Source organism: Sphingomonas sp. 1F27F7B (assembly GCF_005503355.1).
Taxonomy (GTDB): Bacteria; Pseudomonadota; Alphaproteobacteria; order Sphingomonadales; family Sphingomonadaceae; genus Sphingomonas.
Genome location: NZ_SCMK01000036.1, coordinates 1 through 15,906, shown reverse-complemented (window position 1 = coordinate 15,906; position 15,906 = coordinate 1). Strand labels below are relative to the sequence as shown.

The 15,906-nt window shown below is 60.4% G+C and carries 20 protein-coding genes; 9 read left to right on the top strand and 11 right to left on the bottom strand.

Annotation, left to right across the window (positions count from 1 at the left end; all coding sequences use genetic code 11):
- Positions 1 to 14: 14 nt before the first annotated feature.
- Both traI and FFS08_RS21960 read right to left on the bottom strand, forming a co-directional pair.
- A complete protein-coding gene (traI, locus tag FFS08_RS21965) occupies positions 15 to 2,333 on the bottom strand; it encodes a TraI/MobA(P) family conjugative relaxase (protein WP_137864916.1) in 2,319 nt (772 codons plus the stop codon).
- A gap of 16 nt (positions 2,334 to 2,349) precedes the next feature.
- The gene (locus FFS08_RS21960; protein WP_137864917.1) at positions 2,350 to 2,736 is read right to left on the bottom strand and encodes a plasmid mobilization protein; all 387 of its coding nucleotides are present in this window, start codon (positions 2,734 to 2,736) and stop codon (positions 2,350 to 2,352) included.
- A 320-nt stretch (positions 2,737 to 3,056) separates the two neighbouring features.
- Between FFS08_RS21960 and FFS08_RS24375 the strand changes: the two genes are divergently transcribed.
- The 3 genes from FFS08_RS24375 to traM are packed head-to-tail and all read left to right on the top strand — an operon-like array spanning position 3,057 to position 4,599.
- A complete protein-coding gene (locus FFS08_RS24375; RefSeq protein ID WP_158011146.1) occupies positions 3,057 to 3,437 on the top strand; it encodes a TraK family protein in 381 nt (126 codons plus the stop codon).
- Complete coding sequence (locus FFS08_RS21955; protein WP_026149851.1) at positions 3,434 to 4,159, top strand: nucleotide-binding protein; 726 nt, start codon at positions 3,434 to 3,436, stop codon at positions 4,157 to 4,159. Before FFS08_RS24375 ends, FFS08_RS21955 begins: the two co-directional genes overlap by 4 nt.
- Positions 4,159 to 4,599 carry a conjugal transfer transcriptional regulator TraM gene (traM, locus tag FFS08_RS21950; RefSeq protein ID WP_019053940.1) on the top strand — a complete coding sequence of 147 codons (441 nt, stop codon included), beginning with the start codon at positions 4,159 to 4,161 and terminating at the stop codon, positions 4,597 to 4,599. The genes FFS08_RS21955 and traM overlap by 1 nt, the downstream gene beginning before the upstream one ends.
- A 30-nt stretch (positions 4,600 to 4,629) precedes the next feature.
- Here the strand turns inward: traM and FFS08_RS21945 are convergent, their stop codons facing one another.
- The 9 genes from FFS08_RS21945 to FFS08_RS21905 all read right to left on the bottom strand — a co-directional run bounded on the left by FFS08_RS21945 (position 4,630) and on the right by FFS08_RS21905 (position 10,147).
- Complete coding sequence (locus FFS08_RS21945; protein WP_019053941.1) at positions 4,630 to 5,262, bottom strand: IncP plasmid survival protein KfrC family protein; 633 nt, start codon at positions 5,260 to 5,262, stop codon at positions 4,630 to 4,632.
- Between the two features lie 117 nt (positions 5,263 to 5,379).
- A complete protein-coding gene (locus tag FFS08_RS21940; RefSeq protein ID WP_137865020.1) occupies positions 5,380 to 6,402 on the bottom strand; it encodes a ParB/RepB/Spo0J family partition protein in 1,023 nt (340 codons plus the stop codon).
- A 2-nt stretch (positions 6,403 to 6,404) separates the two neighbouring features.
- The gene (locus tag FFS08_RS21935; RefSeq protein ID WP_137865021.1) at positions 6,405 to 7,151 is read right to left on the bottom strand and encodes a ParA family protein; all 747 of its coding nucleotides are present in this window, start codon (positions 7,149 to 7,151) and stop codon (positions 6,405 to 6,407) included.
- Entirely contained in the window at positions 7,148 to 7,435 is a 288-nt protein-coding gene (locus FFS08_RS21930) for a TrfB-related DNA-binding protein (protein ID WP_249341287.1), read from the bottom strand. The genes FFS08_RS21935 and FFS08_RS21930 overlap by 4 nt, the downstream gene beginning before the upstream one ends.
- A gap of 4 nt (positions 7,436 to 7,439) precedes the next feature.
- Complete coding sequence (gene kleE / locus FFS08_RS21925) at positions 7,440 to 7,769, bottom strand: KleE stable inheritance protein (RefSeq protein ID WP_006954201.1); 330 nt, start codon at positions 7,767 to 7,769, stop codon at positions 7,440 to 7,442.
- Between the two features lie 105 nt (positions 7,770 to 7,874).
- On the bottom strand, positions 7,875 to 8,138 hold the full coding sequence (locus FFS08_RS21920; protein WP_137865023.1) for a KorC repressor protein: 264 nt from the start codon (positions 8,136 to 8,138) through the stop codon (positions 7,875 to 7,877).
- Positions 8,139 to 8,242: 104 nt separating this feature from the next.
- Positions 8,243 to 8,656: an antirestriction protein gene (locus FFS08_RS21915; RefSeq protein WP_137865024.1), complete on the bottom strand. Its 414-nt coding sequence runs from the start codon at positions 8,654 to 8,656 to the stop codon at positions 8,243 to 8,245.
- Between the two features lie 339 nt (positions 8,657 to 8,995).
- Positions 8,996 to 9,763 carry a GntR family transcriptional regulator gene (locus FFS08_RS21910; RefSeq protein WP_137865025.1) on the bottom strand — a complete coding sequence of 256 codons (768 nt, stop codon included), beginning with the start codon at positions 9,761 to 9,763 and terminating at the stop codon, positions 8,996 to 8,998.
- 183 nt (positions 9,764 to 9,946) lie between these two features.
- A complete protein-coding gene (locus FFS08_RS21905; protein WP_137865026.1) occupies positions 9,947 to 10,147 on the bottom strand; it encodes a hypothetical protein in 201 nt (66 codons plus the stop codon).
- 575 nt (positions 10,148 to 10,722) lie between these two features.
- Between FFS08_RS21905 and FFS08_RS21900 the strand changes: the two genes are divergently transcribed.
- The 6 genes from FFS08_RS21900 (at position 10,723) to FFS08_RS21875 (ending at position 15,841) form a co-directional block, all read left to right on the top strand.
- Positions 10,723 to 11,100 (top strand): helix-turn-helix domain-containing protein, encoded by a 378-nt coding sequence (locus FFS08_RS21900; RefSeq protein WP_026149852.1) that lies wholly within the window; start codon positions 10,723 to 10,725, stop codon positions 11,098 to 11,100.
- Between the two features lie 105 nt (positions 11,101 to 11,205).
- Positions 11,206 to 12,171 (top strand): P-type conjugative transfer ATPase TrbB, encoded by a 966-nt coding sequence (gene trbB / locus FFS08_RS21895; protein WP_137865027.1) that lies wholly within the window; start codon positions 11,206 to 11,208, stop codon positions 12,169 to 12,171.
- 13 nt (positions 12,172 to 12,184) lie between these two features.
- Positions 12,185 to 12,565 (top strand): TrbC/VirB2 family protein, encoded by a 381-nt coding sequence (locus FFS08_RS21890; RefSeq protein WP_137865028.1) that lies wholly within the window; start codon positions 12,185 to 12,187, stop codon positions 12,563 to 12,565.
- Between the two features lie 18 nt (positions 12,566 to 12,583).
- A complete protein-coding gene (locus tag FFS08_RS21885; protein WP_026149854.1) occupies positions 12,584 to 12,916 on the top strand; it encodes a conjugal transfer protein TrbD in 333 nt (110 codons plus the stop codon).
- The gene (locus FFS08_RS21880; RefSeq protein ID WP_137865029.1) at positions 12,913 to 15,492 is read left to right on the top strand and encodes a VirB4 family type IV secretion/conjugal transfer ATPase; all 2,580 of its coding nucleotides are present in this window, start codon (positions 12,913 to 12,915) and stop codon (positions 15,490 to 15,492) included. The genes FFS08_RS21885 and FFS08_RS21880 overlap by 4 nt, the downstream gene beginning before the upstream one ends.
- Complete coding sequence (locus FFS08_RS21875; protein ID WP_249341288.1) at positions 15,479 to 15,841, top strand: VirB8/TrbF family protein; 363 nt, start codon at positions 15,479 to 15,481, stop codon at positions 15,839 to 15,841. The genes FFS08_RS21880 and FFS08_RS21875 overlap by 14 nt, the downstream gene beginning before the upstream one ends.
- Positions 15,842 to 15,906: the final 65 nt, after the last annotated feature.

The following is a 15,906-nucleotide window of genomic DNA, read 5'->3' as shown; positions in this document are numbered from 1 at the left end:
CCTTCTCGCGGCCGTTACCGGCTGCGTCCCTTGCTTTTGACGGTGCCGTTGCTGGCAATCTCGATCGGCTCGCCAATCGCCAGCTTGCCCGCGCGGGCGGCGCTACGCGCGTCCACGGGCAGCACAAGCATGTCAGCGCCATCTCTTAGGAGTATCAATTTCTGCCCTTCGATTTGTCGCGTCCCGGCGTAAATCAGCGGCCCATGATCGCCAGTGAACAGCCGATGCGCCGGTATATCCATTCCAATGTGACGCTTCGCATTACGTTCCGCAATGTATTTATCCGCTGCTATGCCCTGATCGTCGCTCATTCGCGGCCGATCGTCGTCCCGTCGCACAAGACGATCTGGCCGGGCTTTTTGGTCGTCCACGTCTGAATGAACATCACGCGGCAATAGCAAGCGACCTCGCTCGGCGTGCTGAACCAGACCGAGTTGGGACAGGTCGCGCAAACTACCTCGGCTTTCGGGCGGCGGTTCTCGTCCAACGCGGCCAATGTTGGGCTTAACGGCGCGCTCGCTGGGGGCCTCGGCTCCTCCGGCGCTAGAATGTCCATTTCTGGCGGGCTGTGCGTGACCAGCTCCAACGGCGGCGCTGCTGGCTCCTCCGGCTGCAAGGCCGGTTCCGGCGTCGGTTCCTCCGGCGCTGACGGCTCCGGGTCGGAATGTCCCGTTTCGACCTGGTGCTGTGGCGCTGGCGTCTCGTCCAGCGCCATTGACGGCGTTTCGCCCAACAACGCCAGCGCCGCCTCTATCTCCTCGTCCAATGATTTGTCTGTCACGCGCGCGCTCCTCTTGCCTGATATTTTGACGGCGGGCCTCTAGATCGGGGTCCGCGAATGTGATGGGCATGGCCGAACGGGCGGCGGCTTCCACCACAAGGGCCTTGAATTGATCGCTGCCGCTGATCGCCAGCCTGTCGCCATAGCGTTCGTGCGCAAGCCGCAAGGCAGCAACAACGCCCTCGATCTGCGCCCCGCGCGATACATGCAGGCGCTGGCCATCATCGCGCACCGCTGCATTGGCGGTGCGGTAGATGATCGTCCCGCGCTTCGTGATGTGGTCTTGCCTGATCGCTGCGGGATGCGCTGCGGTCGGCATGGCGGCTATATGCAGCGCGTCCTTGGGGGCGGTGCGCCGCCCCTCGCGCGCGCGCAGGGCCTCAAGGGCGGTCTGGTCGCCCGCCTTGGCCTGCTCCTGTAGCCAGTCATTCCACCCGCGCCGGGAATTGCGCGACGCAATGCGCTCCCGTTCCCGCCCGTGGGCGGCGACAATCTTGGCAATGGCGGCCTTGGTGGAGCGGGCCGCCAATGCGTAATTGAGGCGCTTAACAGCCGGGCCGCCACCTAGCAGCTTTATCGCCGCCCGCTTCGTCCTCCCGATGCGCTTCACCTGTTCAATGGCCGCGCGGCGCTTGGCTGCGGCCTCGGCCAGCTCGACCTTTCGGCGCGTGGCGCGCGTGCCCTGCTGCTCGCGGTAGGCAGAGAATAGGGCGCTGGTGTCGATACGGGAGGGCACGGGGCGCTTTTCATAGGTCTGACGAACCTTCGGTGCCCCCTCCCCTCCCTGTGCGCTCTGGAAGGCTCCCAAGCGTTTCTCTAGCGCCCCTTTTGACAGCTCGCGCGCGATGGAGCTGGCCTTTACGGTCGTTCCATCCATCGCCGCAAATATCAGGCCGTTGCCGCGCGCCTGCACCGACAAGCCGAAATCGGCCGCGATCTGGTGCAACTCGGCCCAACTCGCGGCGGCCTTCAATGGCTCGGCGCAATTCCGCTGCGCCCAACCTATCAGGCTTTCCGTGCCCGCGATCTGCTCCATGTCCTTCGCGCGGTTTTCCCCGCCGCGCTGGTGGGCGTTGTGGTTGACGCGCTCCAAACCGTGACGGACCTCTAGCAGCTCGCATAGCTCGGCAAGCGTCCGGTAATCCCGCAACGGCGTATGGATCGTGTGGCGGGTCGGATGAATCTTGTTGATCGCCAAATGAATATGCGTGTGGTCGGTATCGTGATGAACGGCGCTGATCCGCTGATGCTCGGCAAAGCCCAACCCCGCGCAAATCGTCTCCTCAATATCGCGCAAGGCTTCCGCGCTCGGACTCTCGCCGGGAGGAAACGAAATTATGAGGTGATATGTCTTGTCCGAAGCCGCCCGCTGATTGGCCGACTGAACAAGCATAACATCCTGTGCGGCGTCCTCTGGCGTCTCGCCTTGGCAGTTGGTGACAGTCACCACGCCCACGCGCTCATCGCGCCCCTGCGCGCTGGTGATGTATCGCACCAACCCGCCGAAATCGCTCTTAGCGGTCGCCTTCATGGGGACGTGTTTTGCGATCATCCGCGCGGCCCTTTTTTTAGCCGCTAAAATCTTGCCGGGACCGCAAGACCTTTCGGATGATCCCCGCCAGCTCGTCCTGATTGGCCTCGATCTTGGACAGCACGCCCCGAATGATGACCGGCATCCGTTCCGGGGCCATTTCCTCCAACTTGGCGTCGTCGGTAAGCCATAGCTTCAACAGGCCGCCAAGACGGCCAAGGTCGCCGTTGACGCGCACCAGCTCCCGCCCCTGCTCTATGTCGATGATGGGGCGCGGCTGATGCCCCAGCCCAAGCACACGCAGATAGGCCGACGCGCTCAACCCGCTGGCCTGTGCGGCGGCTTCAATCGTCGCCTTGTCCTCGGCGCTGCACCATATCTTGACGTGGTGCCGCTCGCGCTTCGCCTTGGGTTTGTCGTTCAAATCACCTTCCCTTCGCTGCGGTAGCGGCGGCCTCGCAGAGCAAGATTCCCGTTGAGCGCCCCCGGCGCGAATAAGGGGAGTGATGGGGGTATCCGCGCTTGCGTGGATGCCTCCATCACCTATCTTGCCCCGTCTTCGACGTTTAGACGCCAAATAGAAACTGTTGCTGGAACGATCATATATCGTTCACCCCCGAAAATATCTAGCGCCACCCGGCCCAATCTGGCAGAAAAATAGGATATAGCGGGAGTTCATCGGATCGTAGCCGGTTTATGAACGCTTTATAGCCGATTGTGCGCCGAAAAATATCGTAGGTGGAAATGACAGACAGCGGGAAATCCTTCACGGAGCGATTGCGCGAACGGGCGGCCTCACGGGAGCCGGGGGGCAAAAACCGGAACCTCGCACAATTCCTCGCGGCTCGATCGGACATAGATGCAGCCCTTGCGGAAGGATGGCCGGTGCGCGGCATATGGGAGCTGCTGACGGAGGAAGGCCGCATTAGCTTCGGCTATGCGTGGTTCGCCAAATTCGTTCGCCGGTATCGCGCGCCAGCTACCGGGGAACCGCCCAAGGCAGCGCCAGCGCCCCCCTCCCCTTCCCGATCAGCGGCGGCTTCGGCCGACGCTGATCCGCCGCCCCGGCCCAAACCGGCGCGCTTCAACCACCCGGCCACTCCGAACAAAGAGGATTTGGTATGAGCAACGTCCACATAGTTTTGCAGGGCAAGGGAGGCGTCGGCAAATCGCTCGCCGCCTCGATGCTCGCCCAATATCTGACCAAGCGGGGCGAAAGCCCGCTCTGCATTGATACCGATCCGATCAACGCCACCCTCGCCGGGTTCCAGTCCCTCAACGTGTCCAAGGTCGAGCTGCTGGAAAACGGCGACATAAACCCGCGCAAATTCGACGCGATGATGGAAATGATCGCCGGTTCCAAGGAATCGGTGGTCATTGACAGCGGCGCGAGCAGCTACAGCGCCCTATCCTCCTATATGTTCGACAACGGCGCGCCAGACGTGATTGCCGATCTGGGCCATAAGCTCATCCTGCACACTATTATCGTGGGCGGGCAATCGCTGATCGACACGCTTCAAGGCTTCGCCTCGGTAGCCGAAGCCTTCCCCGATCCGGCTGCAATCGTCGTGTGGCTCAACCCTTATCATGGGCCTGTGGAGGCAGAGGGTAAGAGCTTTGAACAACTCAAAGCCTACCGGGAGCTAAAGGATCGGGTCGCCGCAATCGTCACCCTTCCCGATCTGAAAAAGGAAACCTTCGGGGCGGACGTTCGGGACATGCTGGCCGCGCGCAAGACTTTTGAGGAAACGCTTGCCGATGGCGACATAGCCCTGATGCAGCGTCACCGCCTCGGCCGCGTTCGTGATGCGGTCTTTGCCGAACTCGACAAGGCTAAGGTCGTGTAATGGCCGATCACGAAAAAATCGCGGCGCTGATCGCGGAAATCTCGCGCCAGCACGGGGTCACGCTGTCCGCCGATGATCCCTTGATGATCCTCCAAACCATCAACGCGATGTTGCTGGGCGAAAGCGCCGATGCGCAGGAGGAGCAACTAAAGGCGTTCAAAAGCGAGCTGGAAGACATGAGCAATCGTTGGTCGATTGCCATCACCGACAAGGCGGAATCGGTGCTGAACGCGGCGCTGGATGCCTCGGAAGCCGCCATGAACGAGCGTATGGAGGCCGCAGCGAAGGCGATCATCAAGGAAGTGGGGGAGCATATCGGGACGGGGCTGCAAAAGCCCCTGAACGATGGCCGGGCCGTCGCTAACCGTAATCTCCTAGCGTCGGGCCTGACGCTGATCGCGGCGCTGGTAGTGTTGGCCGCTGCGCTGTTCCATCATTGACGCCAGCGAAGGCCCCTCCCCCATGTCGCGCTATCCCCCGTCTCTCGCCAATCCGCGCGCGAGCGTGCGCCCTGCCGGTTTCCGATCGTCCGCCCCGCGCTCGACCGTCTTTTCCCTGATCTGTTCCTTCTCCCGCTCCGCGCGCATGTGCAGCTCATGCAACCGGCGTGCCTGCATCAGCTCCTCGAAATCATCGACAAGTTTCGGCTCTCGATATTCGAGCTTCGCCGCTGCGATCGTCTCCACGCGCGGGCCGTGAACGGCCATGCCGTCGCGGATTTCGCGCACGGCTTCCAGCCTTACCGCGATCCGCTGCACGGCCGCTTGCGCGTTGGCAATCCGCGCCTGCCATGCTTGGCGCTTGCCGGGCAGGGACAGGAAGCCGGGGGGCTGCTGCTGGATTTGCTGCAAACGGGCGGTTTGCTGCTCCATCATGCTTTCTAGGCGGTCCTCGATCTGGTTCGCCTGTTCAACCTTCTCCTCAATGACCGTCTGTAGCTGGGCGTTATAGGTTTCCTCGGTTGGCGCGGTGGCGATAGCTGCCGTTTCCTGACTATCCAGCGTGCGCGCCTCGTCTAACAGACGGTCGGCGTCGGCCTGTGGGTCGCCCGTTCCCTCGTCCAGCGAAAACTTGTCCGGGTCTGCAATCGGCGTGTCCTGCATGGCCGTTCCTTTAGCGGCTAAAATTTCCAGCTTGCACTATATCCGATTTTCCTACCTCTCGCGCCATAAAAAAGGCCCCGCGCAAGCGGGGCCTGTAAGGCTGGGGAGGGTAGGGGCCTATCCTTCAAGAAGCGCAAGAAGCTGCACTTTTCCAAGATCGGCCTCGGTTTCCTCGCCGCTGTCTTCATACTTGATCCACGCCACGCCATCGCGCGAGGGCCGCTTATTCAGGATCAGACGGGCAGGGCGCTTGTTATGGGAAACCTGCACAATGGCCTTTTTCAGCTTTAGCGGGTCTTCCTCTTTCGGTTCCTTCTCCTCCCCGGCCCCGGCGTCGTCACCAGCTCCGCCGCTGCCCTCGCCGTCGCCCGCTTCCTCCTCGTCCTCGCCGCTCAAGCCGGATTCAAGGAACTCCTTCAAGAGCCGCACCGATCCGCGCGTAATCTCCTGATCGGCATCGGCCAGCCAGCGCGCCACGCCCTCGCTATGCTTCTTGTGGAGGCCTACAAGGTCATAGATCAACGTCACGTCCTTGCAACGCCCGCTCTGGAACGCCTTGGCGATCGGCTCCGGCAAATCGAGCAATGCCGCGTGCTGGGTGACAAAGGCCGGGGATTTCCCGATGGCTTTGGCAATCTCGCCCTTCTTTTTCCCGTTGGCCAGCTCGCGGCCGATGTAGTCGGCAATCTCGCGGGCCGTGAGAGCGTCCCGCTGCAAATTCTCAATGACCTGATCGGCCTCGGTATAATCGGGGTCGATGAAGCCCGGAATTGTCACTTTCTCGGCCAACAGGGACGCGCGATAGCGGCGCGCGCCGTGGTTGATGAGATAGCGCCCCTCCACCTTGGGATTGGGCCGAACGGAAATAGGCGTCTTCACGCCGCGCTCCCTGATCGTATCAGCCATTTCCGCCAGCGAATTTTCGTCAAACTGCTTGCGGGGCTGGTTCGGGTCTTCGTCAATCAGCGCCAGCTCCAATTCGAGCGGAGCGCCAGAACCGCCCTCCGGGGCCGCAGGAGAGGCTAGGAGGCTCGAAAGGTCGCCCAACCCCTCCAACCCTAGCCCCGCGTTCTGCGTGGGCTTCTGCGCGGCTTTGGTGGACGATTTGCCCGGCTTCTTGTCCTCGGTGTTGTCGGCCATCGTCAAATCTCCATCTTTTCCTGAATGTGGCGGGCCATCGCTCGCATTTCCTGCGCCGCTTTCCGCGCCGAAGTCCGCTTGATCGACCAAACCGGCACGCCCGACGCCAGCGCGTCCGCAACGCTGCTCCGGTTCCCGATCGGCGTCGGAATGACCAACTGGGGATAAGCACGGGTCAGCTCGTCAAGGTGCTGCCCGTGACGGGGATTCCGGCCATCAACCTTGCTCGGTATCATGCCAAGGAATTTCAGCGCCGGGTTCGCGCGCCGGATATTGGCGATCGTCGTCACCATCTTCTCAATGCCCTGCAAGCTGTAGGCTTCAAGCTCGATGGGCGAGGCGGCGAAGTCGGCCGATAGCAACGCCGCTGCCATTCGGACCCCAAGGGAAGGGGGGGTATCTATCAGGCACACGTCAAAGCCTTCCGCCTCGATCACGGCCAGACTGCGCTTGAACGCGCCAGCAGCCGCACCGAGATCTAGTTTCTCAAGATCGGCCAACCGCGCGTCGGCGGAAAAGACAGCGATCCCCTCGGCGTTAGCCAGGTCGAATTGTGACACGGCATCGAAAAGGCCGCTCGCCAAGGCTCCGCTATCATATTCGCCAAGGGTGAAGCTGGCATTTCCTTGGGTGTCCAAGTCAATAACTGCGACCTTCAATCCCTGTTCTTTGAAGTAATAGGCAAGATGAACGGTCGTTGAAGTTTTACCAACGCCGCCTTTCTGGTTCGCTATGACAAGTGTTTTCATCGTTTGGCGTCCAATCTTTCCACCGCCTCGCGCTGCCATTGCCGCACAAGGAAGGCTTTATGTTTCGGTAAAATCGCCGTCACACGCTCGAAACCTTCGGGAACCTCGCTATGCGCGTTCCAAATCCGGTTGACCGCCAGACAAACGGCATTGCGGGACACGCCTTCGCGCTTCGCCACGGCCGATTGCGCTTCACCGTCCACCAGAACGGCGCGCGCCATGTCGAGCGGACGCGCCGCGATATTGAGCCGTCCAGCAGCTCGCTCAAAGGCCGACGCGCTCAAGCGTTTATCCATTGCGCCTGCCGCGATTCTTCTCGCGGTATAGCTTCGGCTCATAGACGCCAAGGAAGATGTAGAGGGCGATATAGACCGCGTAATAGGCGAGGAACTGCCAACCGGCATGAACATCTGGCGTGTTCCAATACCAGAGCATCCGGCAGAACTGCCAGAAAACGACAAGCGGGATGATGAAGCGCGCGACGGTCCAGATCAGGACTCCGAACGTCCAGACGGCCGCAATGACGTAATCCACGCGGTTGCCCTCCCATGCGGGTGGAGGATTGGGAAGCCGCATGACCGCAAAACGTGCGGGCAGCGGGGGAATTTTCGCTTTCATCGGAATACTCCGGTTTCGACCTTGGCGGGTTGCCCGGTCACAACCGATATAATGACAGCATCCCGAACCGTGTCAAGCCCCCGTAAAGTCCGAACGGCAACAATTTTAGCCGCTAAAATCGTCGTTCTGGCGTTCCCAAATATTTCCCAAACCCGCAGCCGCGCACAGCAGCGCCCATGCCGAATAGGGAATCTGATCGTCGCCGCCCGTCCAGCGCCGAATAACGCGGGTATTGCTCAAGCCTAGAAACTTGGACGCGCTGCCGCCTGTCATGTCCGCTGCTTTGAGGATCGCCCTTACCTCATCCGGCGTCGGCTGCTGCCACCCCTGATCGGCGGGCAATAGGCAATCTGGCCGAACATCAATCATGCGCGCGTCTGTTCCTCCGCTGGCGTTGCTCCTCATGGCGGCCGAATGAGGAATATGCCCGATGGGAAGGGAAGGGAAGGGGGGCACGCTGGCCCCCTGTGGTGCTAGTCGAGCGCGGCACCGATCGTCCCCGCTTCCGAATGTTGGGCGGCATAGGCAGATGCCCGCGCAAAGAGCTGGGCAAATTGATCCTCGCCGTATTTTTCGTGCATATGCCCCAGCATGAACAGGGTGGCTATGAGGCCCGCCGCGTCGGCCGAAACGTCGCCAGAGAAGCCGTTGCCGTCCCATTCCAGACGATATTGGGGCTGATCGCCGGGGGCCATGTAGAAGCCGCCGTTCGATAGGGTGTAGAAATGCCAATATGCGCCCGTGTAATCGGCGGATAGCTTGGACATATAGCCATAGGTGACGGCCTCGACCTCGATCATGCGCGCCAGCCCGAACAGCCGGGGCAGGCACATAATCCGGTCTTCTTCGCCAACCAGCACGGCGGCAATTCTCTCTCTGTTGCTCATCGGACTTCTCCGGTTTCGACCTTGGCACCATAGCCCGGCCATATCCGATATAATGGAAGTTTCCCGGTTGCTGTCAAGTTACGCTCGCCCGCCATGAAAATCTTTTAGCCGCTAAAATGGCCTCCATCGCAAGGCATATTTGGTCGCTGCCCCGCAGTTTTACAGAGTGCCGCTATCCGCGCCCCGAATGGACACGCATGTCAGCTCCCCAAATCGGAGCCTTACCCCCTTTTTGGTGTTCAAACAGTCTCAATTAAGCGTTGCGCGACTAGCGCAACTCCGCATCACCTTAGATAAATAAACTCAAGGGGAGGTTCAGAACCATTATGAGACTCACGGCTAGGCTTCAACGCCATCGCGGGCGCAAATGCCGTTCCAAAGGCTGATTAGGGCTTCCGCCGTGGCCTTGCATGTGGTCGTCTCCCGTATGTAATCGGCCTTGCTCAACCGAGAGAGCATCCAAGCCTCGTCCTCAAGCCGATCTTGTAGGCGCTGGGCCTCGTCGTCGGGCACCGGGGCAGGGCGCTTGCGTCGGTCGAGCAATTCGAGAAGCATCCTCGGCAATTCCACCCGATAGGCATTGGAGGTCTGCTCTGATCGCGCCCCGTCCTCTGTAACGGTGTGGACGTAACGCCGCAGGCGCGCCAGCAAGCCGATGCTGGTAAGGGCGTTCAAGGCCCTTGCGACGGTGGCCCTAGAGACGGTCGCCCATTCGGCTATCATTTCATAGCTGGGCACTACGTTGCCCCTGAAACGCTCCTCCATCCGCAACAGGGCTTGATAGACCCGGATCGTGGAATTGGTGATGCTCATGCAATAGTGCTCGAACTGCGTTATCTCGCGCGGTTCGCGCCGCAGCTCCGCACGCAAGGCGCGGCCCTTTTCAAACGCCAGATTGATAGCGCGCCAGCATCCCTTGCGTGTCTTGGTGTCCCGCGCCGCGAGGAAGCCCTTTTCTACCTCGCTTCCAGCCTCCTTGCTGCCGCCGCGCACGCGGGCCTTGGTGATGTGCTTCCCGCCCCGGCTTCGATCGCCATAGGCTCGGCCGAAAAGCTGCTGGGTCAGCTCCCCGATTGCCAGCGGCCCTTTTCTTCTGGTGTCACTCATCGTCGTCCCTCCTTTGCGAAGGGCCGGGAGACAGGCAAAAAAATCCCGTTGCGCGAATCAAGCGCCCTTGAACCTAAGTCCGAAAACCGTTATGTGGGGGGTCGTAAGGTGTGGACCTTGAAGCGCGCCAACGCTTTCCACATATCGGTTTTGAGGGTGCCCGGCTTCGAGCCGGGCATTTTCTTATCCACTCACGGCCAGAAACTCCTGTTGCAGAAACATATCGTCCCCGATCCGCTCTAGGATCGCGTTGATGGCGGCCTCGCGGGACTTGTAACCTTTGCTAGCCTTCACCCTCTCCACGACCTCGATAGCGGGCGGCGACAAGGCAATCGTGACGCGGCGATAGCCAGCGGCATCTTGTCGCTTGGCGCGCTCACGCATTGCGAGCCTAGCGCGCACGGTCGAATCGTTGGAGGCTTTAGAAACCATGATTCGACGTAATAGGCGCGATGTAAGCACTTAGCAACTTTTGTGTTAAGTGCGTTTTCAGTGTCGGGAAGATACGCTGAACTAAGGGAGCGATCTTTACGGCCAATCCCCTAGTTACGATAAGGCTAGAGCAACCCCCGAACCGGATGGATCGCCACTACGAGTCAAATTCTCGCGCGCTTACCGTTGGTCGATTCTTTCTAACTTCGCCCGCCTCGGCTGATCGGACAACTAGAACCTTGGGGACTGCGTTCGATGGCGCGAGCGTTTACAAAATGGACGCCAGAGACAATTTTATAGGAGCCTGATCTTGTCTCTCGCGGGCCGCTTTCTTCTTTCTATTCGCTCGCTGGCGGCCCCCATTCGCGTGCCCGCGATCTGCCCGGCTCGTCCAAAAATGATGCTATAAACAATCATATTCGGCGTCATACCGCTTCCTTTCTGGCGCGCTCCGGCATATCCTCCGCAGCTACCCGGAATTTTAGCGGCTAAAACCAACCCCCTTGCGGAAGAAAGAAACCGAACCTGTGTATCGGAAGGTTCTCGCGATTAACATTAACCGCTTCTTGGCCTTAAGACGGCTCAAGAAAAAAGACCTCGCGGAGAACGCGGGGCTGTCTGTGTCCTTCGTATCTGACGTTACAGCCGGTAAGGGAAACCCGTCGCTCGAAACAATCGCCGCCATCGCAAATGCTCTGGAAGTCCCGCTTGTCGCGCTGCTGGAACCGCCTCCTATCGGGACCGATGGCTGGGACGCCAGCCTTGCCGATACCTTATCAAAAGAAGATAAAAAGCTGGGGCTTCCTCCCGGTTATAAGCGCGTTTCCGCTATCGTCACGGATCATCAAGCGTTTCAGATAGCACAATGGCACAAGGCTGCCCACGCTAAGTTGCGTCGGTCCTGACAATCCCGCCAATCTGAACCTAATTCTTTGCAATCGTTCTGGTTGCCTCCATGAAAATTCCGGTATATCCCTTGCGTCCATTTTGTTTTGGCAGGGATGTGCTTCATGGAGGCCAAGGGCGAACCCGCTCAAGATACGGTAAAAGAGCGTGCAAAGGAGATGCTTCGCCGCTCGATGCAACCGCTTATGCTGGATGCGCTTGCCGACCCGAAGACCGTTGAGCTGATCCTGAACGCCGATGGCAAGCTATGGCTGGAACGCCTTGGCGAACGCATGATCTGCATCGGCAAGGTCGCCCCAAGCCGGGCCGAGGCGATCGTCAAGGCGGTCGCTGGCTATCACAACAAGGAAGTGACGCGGGCCTCGCCAGTTCTGGAAGGCGAGTTTCCTATAGATGGCTCTCGCTTCGCCGGGCAGATGCCCCCGGTCGTGCCCGCGCCGACCTTCGCCATCCGAAAGCGGGCCGTGGCGATCTTCACCCTCGAACAATATGTGGAGGGCGGGATTATGTCGGCGGAGCAATGCCGCCTCATCCATGAGGCTATCCGCGCGCACCGCAACATTCTGGTGATTGGCGGCACCGGCAGCGGCAAAACAACGCTAGTGAATGCCATTATCAACGGGATGGTGGACGCGGACCCTACCGAACGGCTCGTAATCATTGAAGATACGGGCGAGATTCAATGCGCCGCTGAAAACTACGTCCAGTTCCACACGTCCCCGCAAATCACCATGACGGCGCTGCTCAAAACCACGCTGCGGATGCGGCCCGATCGTATCCTTGTGGGCGAGGTGCGCGGCCCGGAAGCCCTTGACCTGCTCATGGCGTGGAACACCGGCCATGAGGGCGGGGCGGCCACGCTGCACGCCAACAACGCCGAAGCGGGCCTTAGCAGGCTCCAAATGCTCATCAGTATGCACCCCGATTCACCACGGCCGATTGAGCCGCTGATTGGTGATGCGGTGCATTTGATCGTCCACATCGCGCGCACGCCAGAGGGTCGCCGCATTGAAAGCCTGCTGGAAGTCGGGGGCTACGTGGATGGGAAATACATTTTGCGCAAACTGTGAAGGAGCAAGACATATGACGTTGTTTTGGAATGACGCCGCCGCCCGCCGTAAGGCGCTCATATGGGGTATGCTGGGGCTGGCGCTCGTCATGCTCCTGCTCTGGCCTCACGCGGCTTGGGCTTCGGATACCACGGGCGGCCTGCCTTACGAGTCCTATCTGACCAAGGTTCGCCAGTCGATGACCGGCACCGTCGGTTATACCTTCGCCCTCGTCGGCATCGTCGTTGCCGGTGGCGTCCTGATCTTCGGCGGCGATCTCAACGGCTTTGTGCGAACGCTGCTGCTGATCGTCCTCGTCGCCTCGATGCTCGTCGGCGCTAACTCGGTCCTGTCCTCCATCACGGGCGGCGGTGCGGTGATTACCGGCACCGCTTCGCTCGCGCTGGCAGGCTAAAGGGGAGGGCCGGTCAACATGGCTCTGCGATCAGTGCCTATTCGCCGCTCTGGCGTCCGCAACAATCTGTTTTTGGGTGGGGACCGCGAGCTGGTCATGCTCACGGGCCTAGCGTCGATGGCGCTGATCGTTCCGGCCATCAATTCATTGAAGGCGTGGGCCGCTGGCCTGCTGATCTGGTTCGCGGGCGTGTGGGCCTGCCGTCTCATGGCGAAATCCGACCCGCTGATGCGGTTCGTTTACATGCGGCACCGCACCTATCGCCCCTACTACCCGGCCCACTCCACGCCCTTCCGAAAGAACGGCCGCCTGCAATTCCGCCGCTACCGGCAACCGGGGAAGAAGAAATGATCCAGACAATCGCTGTCGTCATAGCGATCTTCGGTGCGGCTCTGCTCGCGGTCCTCGCCTTCGCGTCCTTCGCAAACGCGGCCGAACGCAAGCTGGCCCGGCATCGCTCCAAGGATGAAGGGCTTGCCGATCTGCTCAACTATGGGGCGATGGTCGATGATGGCGTAATCGTCGGCAAGAACGGCTCGTTCATGGCCGCGTGGATTTATGAGGGCGAGGATAACGCCAGCTCCACCGACCGCCAGCGCGATATGGTCAGCTTTCGGATCAACCAAGCTCTCGCCGGGCTGGGCAATGGCTGGATGATCCATGTGGACGCGCCGCGCCGCCCTGCTGCCGCCTACTCGGCTGCGGGCCTGTCGCATTTCCCTGACCCGGTGACGGACGCCATAGATCAGGAAAGGCGCGAATTATTCCAGTCCCTCGGCACCATGTATGAGGGCTATTTCGTCATTACCGCGACCTATTTCCCTCCGGTCATAGCGGAGCAAAAGTTTGTCGAGCTGATGTTTGACGACGATCGGGAGCGGCCGAACAACAAGCAACGCACGGCCGACCTGGTTGAACGCTTCAAGCGCGAAATCACCACATTTGAAAGCCGTCTGTCCTCGGCCGTGAAGCTGACCCGCCTTCGCGGTCACACGGTCGAGAATGAGGACGGCTCGACCGTGACGCACGACGACTTTTTGCGGTGGCTGCAATTCTGCGTCACCGGCAAAAACCATCCGGTCGTGCTGCCCTCGAACCCGATGTATCTCGATTCCATCATCGGCGGTGTCGAAATGTGGACGGGCGTAATCCCGCGCATCGGCAACAAGTTCGTCCAGACGGTAGCGATCGAAGGTTTCCCGATGGAATCGACGCCGGGCATCCTCTCGGCGCTGGGCGAGCTGCCGATTGAATATCGCTGGTCCACGCGGTTCATTTTTATGGACCTCCATGAAGCTGTGAAACACCTTGAGGATTTCCGCAAAAAGTGGCGGCAAAAAGTTCGCGGCTTCTTCGATCAGGTTTTCCAGACCAACAGCGGCAAGATAGATCAGGACGCCCTTTCGATGGTGGCCGATGCCGATAATGCGCTGGAGGAAGTCAACTCCGGCCTGATCGCGCAAGGATACTATACCGGCGTCGTCGTCCTGACTGACGAAAGCCGCGATAAGGTGGAACAGGCGGCGCGCCAGCTTGAAAAGGCTATCAACGCCCTCGGTTTCGCGGCCCGTATCGAAACGGTGAACAACCTAGAGGCGTTCTTGGGCACGCTGCCGGGGCATGGCGTCGAAAACGTCCGCCGCCCGATCATCAACACCATGAACCTAGCCGATCTGATGCCGACCAGCTCGATATGGACCGGCCTCGATCATGCGCCGTGCCCGATGTATCCGCCAAGCTCGCCCCCGCTCATGTCTGGCGTCACCAACGGCTCCACGCCGTTCCGGCTCAATCTCCACGTCCGCGACGTGGGACATAGCTTCATCTTCGGCCCCACGGGTGCAGGCAAGTCAACGCTGCTCGGCCTGCTCGCCGCCCAACTCCGCCGCTATCCCGGCATGTCCATTTTCGCGTTCGACAAGGGCTTGTCGCTCTACCCGCTGGCGAAGGCGGTAGGCGGGGCGCATTTCACCGTCGCCGGGGATGACGAAAAGCTCGCCTTCTGCCCGCTTCAATTCCTCGAAACCAAGTCCGATCGCGCATGGGCTATGGATTGGATCGACACAATCCTAGCCCTCAATGGCGTGGCGACCACGCCCGCGCAACGCAACGAAATCGGCAACGCCATCGTCAACATGCACGCCAGCGGAGGCAAAACCCTCTCTGAATTTGTGGTCACGATTCAGGATGAAACAGTGCGCGAGGCGATCCGCGCCTACACGGTGGACGGCTCTATGGGCCATCTTCTCGATGCGGAACATGACGGCCTTAGCCTGTCGGAATTTACCGTGTTTGAAGTCGAGGAGCTGATGAACCTCGGTGAAAAATACGCGCTTCCGGTCCTCCTCTATCTTTTCCGGCGTATCGAGCGATCTTTGAAGGGTCAGCCTGCCGCGATCATCCTTGATGAAGCATGGATTATGCTGGGGCATCCCGCCTTCCGGGCAAAAATCCGCGAATGGCTCCGGGTGCTGCGCAAGTCCAACTGCCTTGTTCTCATGGCAACGCAAAGTCTGTCTGACGCCGCAAATTCGGGCATCCTTGACGTTATCGTGGAGTCCACCGCGACCAAGATTTTCCTGCCGAACGTCTATGCGCGCGATGACGATACCGCCCAACTCTACAGACGCATGGGCCTCAATACACGCCAGATTGAAATCTTGGCGACGGCCATCCCCAAGCGCCAATATTACTATCTCTCGGAACAGGGGCGGCGGCTCTTTGAGCTGGCGCTAGGCCCCGTGGCCCTGTCCTTCGTCGGCGCGACCGACAAGGAATCCATCGCCACCATTAAGGCCCTTGAAGCGGCCTATGGCCCGGCATGGGTCAACGAGTGGCTGGCCATCCGTGGCGTCGAATCCACCATCAATATCGGCCGCGCGGCGGCGGCCCCCTATACCTCGGAGAAGCTGCATGAGTCTGTTTGACAAGCTGCGGGGGCGGCGAGCTGCGGAAAGCGCCCCGGTTGATCCCAACCCCTACCTGAACGCGCGGCGGCAATGGAATGAGCATGTGGGCGGCATCGCTGCCTCGCGGCGCTTGTGGCAGACTATGGCAATCCTTTCGATGCTGATCGTCCTCGCCGCTGTCGGCGGCATCATAGCGATTGGCAGTCAGTCGAAATTCATCCCTTACGTGGTCCGTGTGGACTCGCTGGGGGACGCGATAGCGACCCAGCGGGCCGATGTGGCTTCGCCGGTCGATGCGCGCGTGGTGCAAGCGCAAGTCGGCGTCACCTCAAGGTTTGTGCGCCAGACAACGATTTGGCAGACATAATGCGAACATCGGCTAATTAGCGAGCTTGAGGCGCGACATGGGATCGTTGAGCTGGCGGAATTCAC

Excerpts from the sequence above, each read along its gene's own strand:
- traI (WP_137864916.1), bottom strand. The coding sequence starts at position 2,333 with ATGATCGCAAAACACGTCCCCATGAAGGCGACCGCTAAGAGCGATTTC.
- FFS08_RS24375 (WP_158011146.1), top strand. The coding sequence starts at position 3,057 with ATGACAGACAGCGGGAAATCCTTCACGGAGCGATTGCGCGAACGGGCG.
- FFS08_RS21955 (WP_026149851.1), top strand. The coding sequence starts at position 3,434 with ATGAGCAACGTCCACATAGTTTTGCAGGGCAAGGGAGGCGTCGGCAAA.
- traM (WP_019053940.1), top strand. The coding sequence starts at position 4,159 with ATGGCCGATCACGAAAAAATCGCGGCGCTGATCGCGGAAATCTCGCGC.
- FFS08_RS21945 (WP_019053941.1), bottom strand. The coding sequence starts at position 5,262 with ATGCAGGACACGCCGATTGCAGACCCGGACAAGTTTTCGCTGGACGAG.
- FFS08_RS21940 (WP_137865020.1), bottom strand. The coding sequence starts at position 6,402 with ATGGCCGACAACACCGAGGACAAGAAGCCGGGCAAATCGTCCACCAAA.
- FFS08_RS21935 (WP_137865021.1), bottom strand. The coding sequence starts at position 7,151 with ATGAAAACACTTGTCATAGCGAACCAGAAAGGCGGCGTTGGTAAAACT.
- kleE (WP_006954201.1), bottom strand. The coding sequence starts at position 7,769 with ATGAAAGCGAAAATTCCCCCGCTGCCCGCACGTTTTGCGGTCATGCGG.
- FFS08_RS21920 (WP_137865023.1), bottom strand. The coding sequence starts at position 8,138 with ATGATTGATGTTCGGCCAGATTGCCTATTGCCCGCCGATCAGGGGTGG.
- FFS08_RS21915 (WP_137865024.1), bottom strand. The coding sequence starts at position 8,656 with ATGAGCAACAGAGAGAGAATTGCCGCCGTGCTGGTTGGCGAAGAAGAC.
- FFS08_RS21910 (WP_137865025.1), bottom strand. The coding sequence starts at position 9,763 with ATGAGTGACACCAGAAGAAAAGGGCCGCTGGCAATCGGGGAGCTGACC.
- FFS08_RS21905 (WP_137865026.1), bottom strand. The coding sequence starts at position 10,147 with ATGCGTGAGCGCGCCAAGCGACAAGATGCCGCTGGCTATCGCCGCGTC.
- trbB (WP_137865027.1), top strand. The coding sequence starts at position 11,206 with ATGGAGGCCAAGGGCGAACCCGCTCAAGATACGGTAAAAGAGCGTGCA.
- FFS08_RS21890 (WP_137865028.1), top strand. The coding sequence starts at position 12,185 with ATGACGTTGTTTTGGAATGACGCCGCCGCCCGCCGTAAGGCGCTCATA.
- FFS08_RS21885 (WP_026149854.1), top strand. The coding sequence starts at position 12,584 with ATGGCTCTGCGATCAGTGCCTATTCGCCGCTCTGGCGTCCGCAACAAT.
- FFS08_RS21880 (WP_137865029.1), top strand. The coding sequence starts at position 12,913 with ATGATCCAGACAATCGCTGTCGTCATAGCGATCTTCGGTGCGGCTCTG.
- FFS08_RS21875 (WP_249341288.1), top strand. The coding sequence starts at position 15,479 with ATGAGTCTGTTTGACAAGCTGCGGGGGCGGCGAGCTGCGGAAAGCGCC.